This window comes from Pseudomonas sp. p99-361 (assembly GCF_003935475.1).
Lineage (GTDB): Bacteria > Pseudomonadota > Gammaproteobacteria > Pseudomonadales > Pseudomonadaceae > Aquipseudomonas > Aquipseudomonas juntendi.
The window spans coordinates 1-15,387 of record NZ_RHQO01000096.1 but is presented as its reverse complement, the minus strand read 5'-3'; the positions used below and the strand labels follow the sequence as shown (position 1 = coordinate 15,387).

Annotated in this window: 16 protein-coding genes; 14 read left to right on the top strand and 2 right to left on the bottom strand. The window is 62.7% G+C overall.

Annotation, left to right across the window (positions count from 1 at the left end; translation table 11 throughout):
* Positions 1 to 217 precede the first annotated feature (217 nt).
* The 3 genes from EGJ22_RS24220 to EGJ22_RS24210 are packed head-to-tail and all read left to right on the top strand — an operon-like array spanning position 218 to position 3,780.
* Positions 218 to 877 (top strand): paraquat-inducible protein A, encoded by a 660-nt coding sequence (locus EGJ22_RS24220; protein WP_009682077.1) that lies wholly within the window; start codon positions 218 to 220, stop codon positions 875 to 877.
* Entirely contained in the window at positions 864 to 1,487 is a 624-nt protein-coding gene (locus EGJ22_RS24215; protein ID WP_009682078.1) for a paraquat-inducible protein A, read from the top strand. Before EGJ22_RS24220 ends, EGJ22_RS24215 begins: the two co-directional genes overlap by 14 nt.
* Complete coding sequence (locus EGJ22_RS24210; protein WP_009682079.1) at positions 1,480 to 3,780, top strand: PqiB family protein; 2,301 nt, start codon at positions 1,480 to 1,482, stop codon at positions 3,778 to 3,780. The genes EGJ22_RS24215 and EGJ22_RS24210 overlap by 8 nt, the downstream gene beginning before the upstream one ends.
* A gap of 149 nt (positions 3,781 to 3,929) precedes the next feature.
* Here EGJ22_RS24210 and rpsT read toward each other — a convergent pair whose 3' ends face one another.
* A complete protein-coding gene (rpsT, locus tag EGJ22_RS24205; RefSeq protein ID WP_003247625.1) occupies positions 3,930 to 4,208 on the bottom strand; it encodes a 30S ribosomal protein S20 in 279 nt (92 codons plus the stop codon).
* 250 nt (positions 4,209 to 4,458) lie between these two features.
* On the opposite strand from rpsT, the gene murJ reads away from it, so the two are divergent.
* From murJ to ispH, 6 genes are all read left to right on the top strand, one after another.
* Positions 4,459 to 5,997, top strand: coding sequence for a murein biosynthesis integral membrane protein MurJ (murJ, locus tag EGJ22_RS24200; RefSeq protein WP_009682080.1), 1,539 nt, complete (start codon positions 4,459 to 4,461; stop codon positions 5,995 to 5,997).
* A 118-nt stretch (positions 5,998 to 6,115) separates the two neighbouring features.
* Positions 6,116 to 7,066 carry a bifunctional riboflavin kinase/FAD synthetase gene (gene ribF / locus EGJ22_RS24195; RefSeq protein WP_009682081.1) on the top strand — a complete coding sequence of 317 codons (951 nt, stop codon included), beginning with the start codon at positions 6,116 to 6,118 and terminating at the stop codon, positions 7,064 to 7,066.
* On the top strand, positions 7,063 to 9,894 hold the full coding sequence (gene ileS, locus EGJ22_RS24190; protein WP_029886695.1) for an isoleucine--tRNA ligase: 2,832 nt from the start codon (positions 7,063 to 7,065) through the stop codon (positions 9,892 to 9,894). Before ribF ends, ileS begins: the two co-directional genes overlap by 4 nt.
* Positions 9,887 to 10,402, top strand: a complete 516-nt coding sequence (lspA, locus tag EGJ22_RS24185) for a signal peptidase II (RefSeq protein ID WP_003247609.1) — start codon at positions 9,887 to 9,889, stop codon at positions 10,400 to 10,402. Before ileS ends, lspA begins: the two co-directional genes overlap by 8 nt.
* Entirely contained in the window at positions 10,395 to 10,832 is a 438-nt protein-coding gene (gene fkpB / locus EGJ22_RS24180; RefSeq protein WP_009682083.1) for an FKBP-type peptidyl-prolyl cis-trans isomerase, read from the top strand. The genes lspA and fkpB overlap by 8 nt, the downstream gene beginning before the upstream one ends.
* A gap of 14 nt (positions 10,833 to 10,846) precedes the next feature.
* Complete coding sequence (ispH, locus tag EGJ22_RS24175) at positions 10,847 to 11,794, top strand: 4-hydroxy-3-methylbut-2-enyl diphosphate reductase (RefSeq protein WP_029886696.1); 948 nt, start codon at positions 10,847 to 10,849, stop codon at positions 11,792 to 11,794.
* A gap of 60 nt (positions 11,795 to 11,854) precedes the next feature.
* Here ispH and EGJ22_RS24170 read toward each other — a convergent pair whose 3' ends face one another.
* Positions 11,855 to 12,343 carry a GspH/FimT family pseudopilin gene (locus EGJ22_RS24170; RefSeq protein WP_029886697.1) on the bottom strand — a complete coding sequence of 163 codons (489 nt, stop codon included), beginning with the start codon at positions 12,341 to 12,343 and terminating at the stop codon, positions 11,855 to 11,857.
* Between the two features lie 110 nt (positions 12,344 to 12,453).
* Between EGJ22_RS24170 and EGJ22_RS24165 the strand changes: the two genes are divergently transcribed.
* The 5 genes from EGJ22_RS24165 to thiO are packed head-to-tail and all read left to right on the top strand — an operon-like array spanning position 12,454 to position 15,278.
* Positions 12,454 to 12,636, top strand: coding sequence for a prepilin-type N-terminal cleavage/methylation domain-containing protein (locus EGJ22_RS24165; protein ID WP_009682085.1), 183 nt, complete (start codon positions 12,454 to 12,456; stop codon positions 12,634 to 12,636).
* Entirely contained in the window at positions 12,633 to 13,271 is a 639-nt protein-coding gene (locus tag EGJ22_RS24160; protein WP_029886698.1) for a PilW family protein, read from the top strand. Before EGJ22_RS24165 ends, EGJ22_RS24160 begins: the two co-directional genes overlap by 4 nt.
* Complete coding sequence (locus EGJ22_RS24155; protein ID WP_029886699.1) at positions 13,268 to 13,735, top strand: hypothetical protein; 468 nt, start codon at positions 13,268 to 13,270, stop codon at positions 13,733 to 13,735. The genes EGJ22_RS24160 and EGJ22_RS24155 overlap by 4 nt, the downstream gene beginning before the upstream one ends.
* A gap of 1 nt (position 13,736) precedes the next feature.
* Positions 13,737 to 14,126, top strand: a complete 390-nt coding sequence (locus tag EGJ22_RS24150; RefSeq protein WP_009682088.1) for a type IV pilin protein — start codon at positions 13,737 to 13,739, stop codon at positions 14,124 to 14,126.
* 54 nt (positions 14,127 to 14,180) lie between these two features.
* Complete coding sequence (gene thiO, locus EGJ22_RS24145; RefSeq protein ID WP_029886700.1) at positions 14,181 to 15,278, top strand: glycine oxidase ThiO; 1,098 nt, start codon at positions 14,181 to 14,183, stop codon at positions 15,276 to 15,278.
* Positions 15,279 to 15,387: the final 109 nt, after the last annotated feature.

The following is a 15,387-nucleotide window of genomic DNA, read 5'->3' as shown; positions in this document are numbered from 1 at the left end:
TCGCAAAACCCCTATCTGCGCATGCAGGTAGGGGTTTTGTCTTTGTGCTCCAAAAAAGTCCCCTTGCCTCACCACAACCCCTGTGGGAGCGGGCGTGCCCGCGAACACCGGCGCAGCCGGTGCCATTCACCGCGCCGTGCGCTTCATCGGCACGCCGGCTCCCACAATTCGAGCCAGAACACTAGAATAGGCCCACGCACCTACTCAGAAGTACTCCATGTCCAATCCCGTCGAACCTGAATCGCTGGCCCGGTTGCCGCTGGAAGAGCTTGTGGCCTGCCACGAATGTGACCTGCTGCTGCGCAAGCCCGTGTTACAGCATGGTGAAAAGGCCCTCTGCCCGCGCTGCGGTTACGAGCTGTATGCTCACCGGCACAATGTGGTCAATCGCAGCCTGGCCCTGGTACTGACGGCCTTGTTGCTGTTCGTGCCAGCCAATTTTCTGCCCATCATGCAGCTGCACCTGCTTGGCCAAACGTCTGACGATACTGTCTGGAGTGGTGTGCTAGGCCTGTACAACTCGGAAATGCGTGGCGTGGCGGTGGTGGTTTTCCTTTGCAGCATGGCTATTCCATTAACCAAGTTGCTGTGCCAACTGGCTGTATTGCTGAGTATTCGCCTGAACGTGGGGCGCGGTTTGGGCCTGCTGTTCTACCGTATCTATCACCACCTGCGCGATTGGGGCATGCTCGAGGTCTATTTCATGGGTGTACTGGTGGCCATCGTCAAGCTGGTCGACCTGGCTGAATTGACCGTAGGGTTGGGGTTGTTCTGTTTTATCAGCCTGTTGTTGATCCAGGTTTGGCTGGAAGTGGTGATGTCACCGCACCAGATCTGGAGTGCGCTATCGGGGGAGGACCTGCATGCGGGCGATTGATGCGGGCATTCTGGTCTGCAATGAATGCCATGAGCTGAACCGGCAGGCGCCGGACAGTAAATCGCAAAGCTGCACACGTTGTGGCGCTGTAGTGCATGCGCGGCGTCCGAACAGCATCATGCGCACCTGGGCGCTGCTGATTGCCGCGTCGATTCTGTACATCCCGGCCAACGTGTTGCCCATCATGACCGTGAGTACCCTCGGCCAAGGCAGCCCGGACACGATCATGTCCGGGGTCATTACCTTGCTCAAGCACGGCATGGTGCCGATCGCTGCAGTGGTGTTCATTGCCAGCATTCTGGTGCCGACCTTCAAGCTGGTAGGCATCGGTTTGCTGCTGTACTCCGTACAACGGCGGCAGCCGCTTTCGGCCCGGCAACGGATATTTATGTACCGCTTCATCGAATTCATCGGGCGCTGGTCCATGCTGGATATCTTCGTCATTGCCATTCTCGTGGCAGTGGTGAATTTCGGCCGAATAGCCAGTGTCGAAGCCAATTTGGGCGCCGTCGCCTTCGCAACTGTGGTGATCCTGACAATGTTTGCTGCTTTAACTTTCGATCCCCGACTGATTTGGGATAACACGGAGTCGGATGACGACCATGAGTGACCTGCCAACGGCTAAAACCCGCCCAGCCTCGAACTGGTCGGCCATCTGGATCCTGCCTTTGATCGCCTTGATGATCGGTGGTTGGCTCGCTTGGCAGGCTTACCGCCAGGCCGGTGTGGAGATTGAAGTGCGCTTCGAGTCGGGCGACGGGATCGTCGCCAACAAGACCGAGGTGATCTACAAAGGGATGCCGGTTGGCAAGGTGAAGAGCCTGGTGCTCGATGCCGAGGGTGAGAACCAGGGTGTTATCGCCACGATCGAAATGAACAAGGATGCCGAGCCGCATCTGACCAAGGGGACGCGCTTCTGGCTGGTGAAGCCCAGTGTCACCCTGGCAGGCATTTCAGGCCTGGAAACCCTGGTGTCTGGTAACTACATCGCAGTCAGCCCGGGCGAAGGTGAGCCTACCAAGCGCTTTACCGCGCTGAAGGTGGCGCCGCCACTGTCGGACAGCGAACCTGGCCTGCATCTTGTACTCAAGGCTGAACGGCTAGGTTCGCTCAACCGTGACAGCCCAGTGTTCTATAAACAGATCCAGGTCGGCCGGGTGAAGAGTTATCGCCTGTCCGAAGACCAGAGCACGGTGGAGGTAAAAATATTCATCGAGCCGGCTTACGCCAGCCTGGTGCGCAAACACACGCGCTTCTGGAATGCCAGCGGGGTAAGCATCGACGCTTCGCTTTCGGGTGTGAAAGTGCGTAGCGAGTCGCTGTCGAGCATCGTTGCCGGGGGTATTGCCTTTGCAACCCCGGAGTATCGCAAGGACAGCCCGCCAACCGACCCCAGCCTGCCATTTCGCCTGTATGAAGACTTCGATGCAGCTCAGGCGGGGATACGGGTCAAGGTCAAGCTCACCGATTACGAAGGCCTGCAGGCGGGCCGTACCCCGGTCATGTACAAAGGCATCCAGGTTGGCTCGCTGAAAACGCTGAAGATGGAAGACAACCTGGCCAGCGCTTCGGCCGAGCTGACACTGGACCCGCTCACCGAGGACTACCTGGTGGAAGGGACCCAGTTCTGGGTGGTCAAGCCTTCGATTTCCCTGGCGGGTATCACGGGGCTGGAGGCGCTGGTAAAAGGTAACTATATCGCCATTCGCCCCGGCGAAAAGGGCGCGCGGCCAGAGCGCGAGTTCGAGGCGCGTGCCAAGGCGCCGCCGCTGGACCTCAAGGCGCCTGGCCTGCACATGGTGCTGTTCGCCGACACCCTCGGTTCGCTGGAGGTCGGCAGCCCGGTGATGTATCGCCAGGTCAAAGTGGGGAGCGTGCAAAGCTATCAGTTCGCCCGCAACAGTAACCGCATCCTCATTGGTGTGCACATCGAGAAAGAATACGAAAAACTGGTCAACGGTTCGTCGCGCTTCTGGAACGCCAGCGGTATTACCCTGACTGGCGGCTTGTCCGGCATCAAGGTGAAGAGTGAGTCGCTGCAAACGCTGATGGCCGGTGGCATTGCCTTCGACACGCCGCGTGCGGATGTTCCGCTGAAGCGGCACATTCCGCGCTTCCGGCTGCACGAAAGCCAAGAGGCGGTGAACCGTGCGGGCACCTTGATCACTATCCGTGTCGACCGCGCGGATGGCCTGAAGCCAGGTACAGCGATTCGCTTCCGGGGCCTGGATGTGGGCAGCATCGAGAGCGTCGACTTGACCAATGACCTGCAGGCGGTGCTGCTGCGGGCGCGTATCACCGAAGCGGCAAATCGCATCGCCCGGGCCGGGACGCAGTTCTGGGTGGTCAAACCTGCGTTTGGCCTGGTGCGCACTGAGAACCTGGATACCCTGGTGACCGGCCAGTACCTGGAGGTGCAGCCGGCCACCAAAGACCGCGGGCCGCAAAGTGACTTCATTGCGCTGCCCGAGGCGCCGCAGGTGGCTGGGCCAGAGGTCGGCCTGCCGTTGACACTCAGTGCACCACGCCGTGGCTCGATCAAGCCCGGGGTGCCCGTTACTTACCGCGAGGTAGCCGTGGGTAAGGTGACAGGCTTCGAGCTTGGGCAGAGTGCTGACCGCGTGCTGATCCATATCCTGATCGAGCCGCGTTATGCCGCGCTGGTGCGCAGTGGCAGCCGTTTCTGGAACACCAGCGGCTTCGGCTTCGACTGGGGGCTGTTCAAAGGCGCGACCGTGCGCACCGAGTCGCTGGAAACCGTGATCGATGGTGGCATCGCCTTCGCAACGCCGGACGGCGAGCGGATGGGTAACCCGGCCCGGCCGCAGCAGACCTTCGCCTTGTTCGACAAGGCCGAGGACGAGTGGCTGCAATGGGCGCCGAAGATTCAGTTAGGCAAGTAACAGCAGGCAATCACAGTCACTGGGGCTGCTTTGCAGCCCGGTGGCGACCAAGGCCGCCCCTGCAAAATTGCGGTTACACCTTGGCGCATGCCCAAATCGCAGGCAACAAAAAGCCGACCCTAGGGTCGGCTTTTCGACTTTAACGTCGCTTAGGCAGCTGCAGCTTCTTTCAGCGCCTTGATGTGGCCATTCAGACGGCCTTTGTGACGAGCAGCCTTGTTCTTGTGGATGATACCTTTGTCGGCCATGCGGTCGATTACAGGTACAGCCAGAACATAAGCGGCTTGTGCTTTTTCAGCGTCTTTTGCGTCAATGGCTTTAACTACATTCTTGATGTAGGTGCGGACCATGGAACGCAGGCTGGCGTTGTGGCTGCGACGCTTCTCAGCCTGTTTTGCACGTTTCTTGGCGGAAGGTGTGTTGGCCACCGTCGAGCTCCTCGAAAGACTTTAGGTAAATAGCAAACAAAATAGGCCGCGAATCATGCCGATCAGTCGAGCGGATGTCAAGGCCACCTGCAAGGTTCCGCCGAGCGGTGCGCCAACAAGCGGGAAAGATTCCTTTCTGCTGCGCGACCTGTACACTCGGGAATTTTTGGCTCCCCTGCGAAGGCGCGGGAGTATCGCACATTCGGATGCTGTCTGGCAGCGTCCTCTGTCATTGGCGTGAATCTTTTCGATGAACCTGCTCAAATCCCTGGCTGCAGTAAGCTCGATCACCATGATTTCGCGGGTGCTGGGCTTCATTCGCGACACCATTCTGGCGCGTATCTTCGGTGCGGGCATTGCCACCGACGCTTTCTTCATCGCTTTCAAGTTGCCCAACCTGCTGCGGCGCATTTTCGCCGAAGGTGCATTCTCCCAGGCCTTCGTGCCGATCCTGGCCGAATACAAGACGCAGCAAGGCGAGGAGGCGACCCGCACTTTCGTTGCCTATATCACCGGTTTGCTCACCCTGGTCCTGGCCCTGGTGACCGCCATCGGCATCCTGGCGGCACCCTGGGTGGTGTGGGCCACGGCCCCGGGGTTTGTCGACAGCACGGAAAAGTACGAACTGACCACGGCCCTGTTGCGGGTGACCTTTCCTTATATATTGCTGATCTCCCTGTCGTCCCTGGCCGGGGCGATCCTCAATACCTGGAACCGTTTCTCGGTACCGGCCTTTACCCCGACCCTGCTCAACGTGGCGATGATCGCCTTCGCGGTGCTGCTCACGCCGTACTTCAACCCGCCGATCATGGCCCTGGCCTGGGGCGTACTCGCCGGTGGCCTGGCGCAACTGTTGTACCAGTTGCCGGCGCTGAAGAAGATCGGCATGCTCGTGCTGCCCCGCCTGAACCTGCGCGATACCGGCGTGTGGCGGGTGCTCAAGCAGATGCTGCCGGCCATTCTCGGGGTGTCGGTGAGCCAGATCTCGCTGATCATCAACACCATCTTCGCCTCGTTCCTGGTGGCTGGCTCGGTATCCTGGATGTATTACGCCGACCGCCTGATGGAGCTGCCTTCCGGCGTGCTGGGCGTGGCCTTGGGTACCATCCTGCTGCCGACCCTGGCCAAAACCTACGCCAACAAGGATCGCGAGGAGTATTCGCGGATCCTCGACTGGGGCCTGCGCCTGTGCTTCCTGCTGGTGTTGCCGTGCACCCTGGCACTGGCCATTCTGGCCGAGCCGCTGACCGTGGCGCTGTTTCAGTATGGCAAGTTCAGCGCGTTCGATGCCGCCATGACCCAGCGGGCGCTGATGGCCTATTCGGTGGGCTTGCTGGCGATCATTCTGGTCAAGGTACTGGCACCCGGCTTTTATGCGCAGCAGAATATCCGCACGCCGGTGAAGATCGCGGTCTTCACCCTGGTCTGCACCCAGCTGTTCAACCTGGCCCTGGTCGGCCCGCTGGCGCATGCCGGGCTGGCCTTGGCCATCAGCCTGGGTGCCTGCCTGAATGCCGGTTTGCTGTTCTGGAAGCTGCGCAGTCAGCGCCTGTTCGAGCCGCAGCCGGGCTGGGCGATGTTTCTGGCCAAGCTGGTGCTGGCCGTGGCGCTGATGTCGGCAGTGCTGCTGGTGGGCATGCACTACATGCCGGCCTGGGAGCAGGGCATCATGCTGCAGCGCTTCATGCGCCTCGGCGTGCTGATCGTGGCGGGGGTCGTGACCTATTTCGGCTGTTTGTTCCTGTGCGGTTTCCGCCCCCGGCATTTCGCTCGCAAGGCCTTGCACTAGGGCTACCTGCGGGTCAGGCGTCGGTTTTTCGCATTCCACGCCGCCCCTGGGCGCTGCTGCCTGTCACCGGCGCCCGGGTGTGGTTATAATCGGCCACTTTATGAGCAAGAAGCGCGTTATGCAGCTGGTTCGAGGTCTTCACAACCTGCGCCCCGAACACCGGGGCTGTGTCGCCACCATTGGCAACTTCGACGGGGTTCACCGTGGCCACCAGGCAATCCTGGCGCGCCTGCGCGAGCGCGGCCAGGCCTTGGGCCTGCCGACCTGCGTGGTGGTCTTCGAACCGCAACCGCGCGAGTACTTCGCGCCCGATACCGCACCTGCGCGCCTGGCCCGCCTGCGCGACAAGCTCGAGCTGCTGGCCGCCGAAGGCATCGACCGGGTGCTGTGCCTGGCCTTCAACCAGCGCCTGAGCAAGCTCGGCGCCGATGCGTTCGTCAAGACCATCCTGGTCGATGGCCTGGGCGTGCGTCACCTCGAAGTGGGCGACGATTTCCGCTTTGGCTGCGACCGCGCCGGCGACTTCGCTTTCCTGGTCGAGGCCGGCAAGCAATATGGCTTTACCGTCGAAGCTGCCAACACCGTGATTCAGGACGGCCTGCGGGTCAGCAGTACCGAAGTGCGCCAGGCCTTGGCCGACGGCAACTTCGAGCTGGCCGAGCACCTGCTGGGCCGCCCGTACCGCATTACCGGCCGTGTGTTGCACGGCCAGAAGCTGGCTCGCCAGCTTGGCACGCCCACTGCCAACATCCAGCTCAAGCGCCGCCGCGTACCGCTGTCCGGGGTCTACCTGGCCAGCATCGAAATCGACGGCAAGGCCTGGCCGGGTGTCGGCAACATTGGCGTGCGCCCCACCGTTGCCGGTGATGGGCGCCCGCACCTGGAAATTCATCTGCTGGACTATGCCGGCGACCTTTACGGCCGGCGCCTTACGGTGGAGTTCCACCACAAGCTGCGTGAAGAGCAGCGATTCGCCTCCCTGGAGGCGCTGAAGTCGGCGATCGATGCGGATATCGCCGCCGCACGTGCACATTGGCACGCTCAACCGCTAACGAAGAGCCTGAAATGACCGACTACAAAGCCACGCTTAACCTTCCGGACACCGCCTTCCCCATGAAGGCCGGCCTGCCTCAGCGCGAACCGCAGATCCTGCAGCGCTGGGACAGCATTGGCCTGTACCAGAAGCTGCGCGAAATTGGCAAGGATCGTCCAAAGTTCGTCCTGCACGACGGCCCGCCCTATGCCAACGGCAAGATTCACATCGGTCATGCGCTGAACAAAATTCTCAAGGACATGATCGTCCGTTCCAAGACCCTGGCCGGTTTCGACGCGCCGTACGTGCCGGGTTGGGACTGCCATGGCCTGCCGATCGAGCACAAGGTCGAGGTTACCCACGGCAAGCACCTGTCGGCCGACCGCACCCGCGAGCTGTGCCGGGAGTATGCTGCCGAGCAGATCGAAGGGCAGAAGACCGAGTTCATTCGCCTGGGCGTGCTGGGTGATTGGGACAACCCGTACAAGACCATGAACTTCGCCAACGAGGCGGGTGAAATCCGTGCCCTGGCCGAAATGGTCAAGCAAGGTTTCGTGTTCAAGGGCCTGAAACCGGTGAACTGGTGCTTTGACTGCGGTTCGGCGCTGGCTGAGGCGGAAGTCGAGTACGCCGATAAAAAATCGCAGACCATCGACGTGGCCTTCCCGGTTGCCGACGAAGCCAAGCTGGCTGCCGCCTTCGGCCTGGCGTCGCTGGCCAAGCCTGCCGCCATCGTGATCTGGACCACCACCCCGTGGACCATTCCAGCCAACCAGGCGTTGAACATCCATCCCGAGTTCACCTACGCCCTGGTCGACACCGGTGAGCGCCTGCTGGTGCTGGCTGAAGAACTGGTGGAGTCGTGCCTCAAGCGTTACAACCTGGAAGGCTCGGTCATCGCTACCGCCCAAGGCGCGGCGCTGGAGCTGGTCAACTTCCGTCACCCGCTCTACGACCGCCTGTCGCCGGTGTACCTGGCCGACTACGTCGAGCTGGGCGCCGGTACCGGGGTGGTGCACTCCGCGCCAGCCTACGGTGAAGACGACTTCGTCACCTGCAAGCGTTACGGCATGGTCAACGATGACATCCTTACCCCGGTGCAGAGCAACGGTGTGTATGTCGAGTCGCTGCCATTCTTCGGCGGCCAGTTCATCTGGAAGGCCAACCCGGCCATCGTCGAGAAACTCGGTGAAGTCGGTGCGCTGATGCACACCGAAACCATCAGCCACAGCTATATGCACTGCTGGCGCCATAAAACCCCACTGATCTACCGCGCTACCGCGCAGTGGTTCGTGGGTATGGACAAGCAGCCGACTACCGGCGAGCCGCTGCGTGAGCGCGCGCTGAAAGCCATCGAGCAAACCAAGTTCGTTCCGGCCTGGGGCCAGGCACGCCTGCACGCGATGATCGCCAACCGCCCAGACTGGTGCATTTCGCGTCAGCGCAACTGGGGCGTACCGATTCCGTTCTTCCTGCACAAGCAGACCGGCGAGCTGCACCCGCGCACCGTCGAACTGATGGAAGAAGTGGCCAAGCGCGTCGAGCAGCAGGGCATCGAAGCCTGGTTCAAGCTGGACGCTGCCGAACTGCTGGGCGCTGAGGCCGAGCAGTACGACAAGATCGCCGACACCCTCGACGTGTGGTTCGATTCGGGCACCACCCACTGGCACGTGCTGCGTGGCTCCCACAACATCGGCCACGCCACCGGCCCGCGCGCCGACCTGTACCTGGAAGGCTCCGACCAGCACCGCGGCTGGTTCCACTCGTCCTTGCTGACCGGTTGCGCCATCGACAACCATGCGCCGTACCGCGAGCTGCTGACCCACGGCTTCACCGTGGACGAAAACGGCCGCAAGATGTCCAAGTCGCTGGGCAACACCATCGAGCCGGAGAAGGTCAACAACACCTTGGGCGCCGACATCCTGCGCCTGTGGGTTTCGGCTACCGACTATTCCGGTGAAATGGCCGTTTCCGAGCAGATCCTGCAGCGCAGCGCCGACGCCTACCGGCGTATCCGCAATACCGCACGCTTCCTGCTCTCGAACCTGTCCGGTTTCGACCCGGCCAGCGACCTGCTGGCCCCGCAAGACATGCTGGCGCTGGACCGCTGGGCCGTGGACCGCACCTTGTTGCTGCAACGCGAACTCGAAGAGCACTACAGCGAGTACCGTTTCTGGAACGTGTACTCCAAGGTGCACAACTTCTGCGTGCAGGAGCTGGGCGGCTTCTACCTCGACATCATCAAGGACCGCCAGTACACCACCGGCGCCAACAGTGTCGCCCGCCGTTCCTGCCAGACTGCGCTGTATCACATCAGCGAAGCGCTGGTGCGCTGGATCGCACCGATCCTGGCGTTCACCGCCGACGAAATCTGGCAGTACCTGCCGGGCGAGCGCAACGAGTCGGTCATGCTCAATGGCTGGTACCAGGGCCTGAGCGAGCTGCCGGAAGGCACCGAGCTGGACCGTGGCTACTGGGACCGCGTCATGGCGGTGAAGGCCTCGGTCAACAAGGAGCTGGAAAACCAGCGTACCGCCAAAGTCATCGGCGGCAACCTGCAGGCTGAAGTGACCCTGTACGCCGATGAGGGCCTGAGCGCCGACCTGGGCAAGCTGGGTGACGAGCTGCGCTTTGTGCTGATCACCTCCGCTGCCAGCGTGGTGCCATTTGCCCAGGCCCCTGCCGAAGCGGTTGCCACCGAAGTCGAGGGCCTGAAACTGCAGGTGGTCAAGTCCGGCCACGCCAAGTGCGGCCGTTGCTGGCACTTCCGCGCCGACGTTGGCAGCCACCCGGAGCACCCGGAAATCTGCAGCCGTTGCGTCGACAACCTGACCGGCTCGGGTGAGGTGCGCCACTATGCCTAACCCTGCAGCGGGCCGCTTCGGGCGCCTCGCATGGCTGTGGCTGAGCTTGCTGGTCCTGGTCATCGACCAGGCCACCAAGCTGTATTTCAACAACGCCCTGACCATGTACCAGCAGATCGTCGTCATACCTGACTACTTCAGCTGGACCCTGGCCTACAACACCGGCGCCGCGTTCAGCTTCCTGGCCGACGGCGCCGGCTGGCAGCGCTGGTTGTTCGCCCTGATCGCCGTGGTGGTCAGCGCAGTGCTGGTGGTGTGGCTCAAGCGCCTGGGGCGCAATGAAACCTGGCTGGCCGTGGCGCTGGCGCTGGTGCTCGGTGGGGCGATCGGCAACCTGTACGATCGCATCGTGCTGGGCCATGTGGTCGACTTCATCCTGGTGCACTGGCAGAACCGCCATTACTTCCCGGCTTTCAACGTGGCCGACAGCGCCATCACCGTTGGTGCGGTAATGCTGGCGCTGGATATGTTCAAGAGCAAGAAGTCCGAGGATCCGGTCCATGACTGACACCCGTATCGGCCAGAACACCGAAGTCACCCTGCACTTCGCGCTGCACCTGGAAAACGGCGACACCGTAGACAGCACGTTCGACAAGGCCCCGGCAACCTTCAAGGTCGGCGATGGCAACCTGTTGCCGGGCTTCGAGAACGCCCTGTTCGGCTTCAAGGCCGGTGACAAGCGTACGCTGCAGGTTGCGCCAGAAAATGCCTTCGGCCAGCCTAACCCGCAAAACGTGCAAGTCATGCCGCGGTCCAACTTCGAAGGCATGGAGCTGTCCGACGGGCTGTTGATCATCTTCAACGACGCCGCCAACGCCGAACTGCCAGGGGTGGTCAAAGCGTTCGACGACGACCAGGTGACCATCGACTTCAATCACCCACTGGCTGGCAAGACCCTGACCTTCGAGGTGGAGATCCTCGAGGTGAAGGCCCTGTAAGCCTGGAGCCGAGCATGCAAATCAAACTCGCCAACCCTCGCGGCTTCTGCGCGGGGGTCGACCGGGCGATCGAGATCGTCAACCGCGCGCTGGAAGTCTTCGGCCCGCCGATCTACGTGCGCCATGAAGTGGTGCACAACAAGTTCGTCGTCGAAGACCTGCGCAACCGTGGCGCCGTCTTCGTCGAGGAGCTGGACCAGGTGCCGGATGATGTCATCGTCATCTTCAGTGCCCACGGTGTTTCCCAGGCTGTGCGCCAGGAAGCTGCTGGCCGTGGCCTGAAAGTGTTCGATGCCACTTGCCCACTGGTGACCAAGGTGCATATCGAAGTCGCCAAGTACAGCCGCGATGGCCGTGAGTGCATTCTCATCGGCCACGAAGGGCACCCGGAAGTCGAAGGCACCATGGGCCAGTACGACCCCAGCAACGGTGGCGCCATCTACCTTGTCGAAGACGAGGAAGACGTGGCCAAGCTGCAGGTGCGCGACCCGGACCACCTGGCTTTCGTCACCCAGACCACCCTGTCGATGGATGACACCAGCCGTGTGATCGACGCCCTGCGTGCGCGCTTCCCGAACATTGGTGGCCCGCGCAAGGACGACATTTGCTACGCCACGCAAAACCGCCAGGACGCCGTCAAGCAACTGGCCGATGAAAGTGACGTAGTGCTGGTGGTTGGCAGCCCGAACAGCTCCAACTCCAACCGGCTGCGCGAGCTGGCCGAGCGCATGGGCACCCCGGCCTACCTGATCGATGGCGCCGAGGACCTGCAACGCGGCTGGTTCGACCAGGCTGCGCGTATCGGCATCACCGCCGGTGCGTCGGCCCCGGAAGTGCTGGTGCGTGGTGTGATCGAACAGCTCAAGGCCTGGGGTGCTACCGGCGCTGAAGAGCTGGATGGGCGGGAAGAGAACATCACGTTCTCGATGCCCAAAGAGCTGCGGGTTCGCTCGCTGATCTGACCGGCCAGGGCTTAGGTGCACGAGCGGCCTTGCGCGACGCAAGGCTGCTCGATAAGCGCGTTAGCCGGGGCAGCGCTGATTGTCGCGGTGCTCAGCCAGCAAGTTGACCCTCCCTGAAGAGGCCATCACCACTTGGTGGCGGCTGCTGGCCGCCGAGCGCTCGCACACCTCCAGGGTGATGGCGAACCAGCCGTTGCCCAGCTTCATTGGCACACCCAGGGCACTGAACTTGAACTGTTCGTCGCTGTTGCCGACGATTACCAGCGGCCTGGCCAGGCGCTGCTCACGCAGTACCTGCCGGTTGTGCTCCAGGGCTACACGCCAACCATTTCCCCAATTGCCATCCAGCGCCTGCACCAGCACCGGTTGCCCCTGCAACAGCGCGTGGCTACGGGCGCTACGCAGTGCCTGGGCCAAGTCGCGCGCCACCGCCGCCCGCTGCAGGTCATCGCTCATCCTGGCGTAGGCCGGTAGGCCGATTTGCGTCAGCAACGTCGCCACAGCCAAGGCCGACAACATCTGTATCAGTGTTACCCCACGTTGCTTCACCGTGCATTCCTCCCAGGAAGTGCTTCGCTAATAGCTTCTCGGTGGCTGGGCAGGAGGTCCAGTCGCTCAAGTTGAAGGCAATAGCGGGAAAAATCGCAGGAGGTGCAGGGATGCACGCATGGCAAAAGGGCATGACGCTGCTGGAGGTGTTGTTGGCGGTGGTGGTCGTGGCCGTGGGCATGTTCGCCGCTGCGGGGCTGCAACTGCAGGCCTTGCAAGCCACAGACAGTGCGCGCCGCGATGGGCAGGCGGCAATGGCGGCACACAGTGAGCTTGAAAGGGCACGGAGATGAGGCGCCGGCAAACGGGTGCTGGTTTGCTTGAGTTGCTGCTGGCGCTGACCATCGGGTTGATGGTGCTGGTGGCGGCCAGCCAGCTATTCGCCTCTGTGCACCAAGCCTGGCGGCTGCAAGGCACCGCGCTGCGCATGCAAGGGGAGGCGCGCCAGGCGCTGCTGCGCATGGCCCAGGATATTCGCATGGCGGGCATGTTTGGCTGTTTGCGCCTGAAACCTGGCGACTTTCCGGCCCAGGCGGTGCCGCCTGGCTTCGCCCGGCCAATGGAGCTGGGGACGTCCAGCTTGAGCCTGATGGTCGCCGAGTTGCCGGGGCATACCGGCGACCCGGACTGGACCTTGCTGACCAACTGTATCGACGAGGTCAAGGTGCTGAGCCGCCGGGCACAGGCTAGCGCCACACAGATGGCGGTGCCCATCAGCCATCACCATTATGCGCACAGCGGCGGCAGGCTGTATTTCAAGCGCCGGGGCAACAATCAGCCGCTGGTCGAGCACGTGCAGGAGCTGCGCATCGTGCAGGTTGCCGGTGAGCGTGTGGATATTCAGCTGACCTTGTATGAGCCCACGCTGCAACTTGAGCAGCACCACGCGTTGAGCGTGGCATTGCGCAACCCGGTACCGGCTTCATGAGCCGCCAGCGGGGTGTGGTGCTGCTGTTGGCCTTGGTCCTGAGCCTGCTGCTCGGCCTGCTGGCCGCATCGGCGCTGCGCGACGCGCTGGTCGAAACGCGTATGAATGGTTACCTGAGCGATGGCCTGTACGCACTGGAAGAGGCCGAGGCCGCCTTGCAGGCCGGGGTGCGCAAGCTGGAACAGGGCCCGCCGCCGCCCTCGTGCAATGCCTGCCTGCCGCCACCACAGCCACACGACCTAGCTGGCCAGTGGCAAGCCACCCCGACCGGCTATTTCCAGCTACAGAACCTGGGCATCAGCCAGCGTGCTGCGCACGTGCCCGAAGGGCAGGCGGTCACCCTGTTGCGCATTACTGCCGTCAGCAAGCGAAGCCAATCCAGGCATGTACTGGAGGCGGTCTACGCCGCAGCCGACGGCACATTCCAGCGCATCACCTGGCGACAGAGACTGAGAGGAGACTGACATGCAGCAAGGTTTGAGCCTGATGGAGTTGTTGATTGTCCTGGCCGTGACCGGCATTCTGGCAGCCATTGCCTACCCCAGTTACAGCGACCAGCTTCGGCGAGCCGCGCGCAGCGAAGTGGTTGGCCTGCTGCACGATGCCGCCCTGCGCCTGGAGCGCCACCGCGTACGCACCGGCCAATACGCCGAGGGCGACCCGGCGCTGCCCGGCGGCACCCGCCATTACAGCCTGCAGGCGCAACGCGACAGCGACAGCTTCACGCTGCGCGCCCGGCGCTTGCCGCATGGGCTGATGGCGCAGGATGGCTGTGGCGACTTCCAGCTGGACCAGGCAGGGGTGCAGCGCAACCCAGGTGCCGTTGAGCACAGCGCGCACTGCTGGGGGAGCTGAAGGTTGAATGGTGCCCGGCGCATCGCGGTTTTACTTCAGGTGTTGGATCGACAGATGAGCAAGCAAGTAGTGGTGGTTGGCGGCGGGGTGATCGGCCTGTTGACGGCGTTCAACCTGGCGGCCAAGGTCGGCCATGTGGTGGTGTGCGATCAGGGCGAGGTCGGCCGTGAGTCGTCGTGGGCCGGTGGCGGCATCGTTTCGCCGCTGTACCCGTGGCGCTACAGCCCGGCAGTGACTGCCCTGGCGCACTGGTCACAGGACTTTTATCCGCAGCTGGGCGAACGCTTGTTCGCCAGCACCGGTGTCGACCCCGAAGTGCACACCACTGGCCTGTACTGGCTGGACCTGGATGACGAAGCTCAAGCGCTGGCCTGGGCCGGGCGCCACCAGCGGCCGTTGCGTGCGGTGGATATATCGGCAGCCTATGACGCGGTGCCGGTACTGGGCCCGGGTTTCAAGCGCGCCATCTACATGGCGGGCGTGGCCAATGTGCGCAACCCGCGCCTGGTGAAATCGCTGAAGGCGGCGTTGCTGGCAATGCCGAACGTGACTTTGCGCGAGCACTCCCAGATCACCGGTTTCGTCCAGCAAGGCGGGCGTGTGACCGGGGTGCAGACGGCCGACGGTGTGCTGGCGGCGGATGAGGTGGTGCTCAGTGCTGGCGCCTGGAGTGGCGACCTGTTGCGTACGCTTGGCCTGGCGCTGCCGGTGGAACCAGTGAAGGGCCAGATGATTCTGTTCAAATGTGCCGAAGACTTCCTGCCGAGCATGGTGCTGGCCAAAGGGCGCTATGCGATCCCGCGGCGTGATGGGCACATTCTGGTGGGCAGTACGCTTGAGCATGCCGGGTATGACAAGACCCCGACCGGGGATGCACTGCAGAGCCTGAAGGCTTCGGCGGTGGAGTTGTTGCCTGAGCTGGAAGGGGCCACCGTGGTGGCGCACTGGGCCGGGCTGCGGCCGGGGTCGCCTGAGGGCATTCCGTATATCGGGCCGGTGCCGGGGCATGCGGGGTTGTGGTTGAACTGCGGGCACTACCGGAACGGGTTGGTGCTGGCGCCGGCTTCGTGCCAGCTGTTCACCGATTTGTTGAGCGGTGCCGAACCGATCATCGACCCGGCGCCCTATGCCCCAGCGGGGCGTTTGGGCTGAGAATGCCGGGGCCGCTGTGCGGCCCTATCGCAGGCAAGCCAGCTCCCACAAATGGACTGCCCCCAATAAGTTGGACACCAATCCAATTTCTTGGGGGCAGTCCACCCTG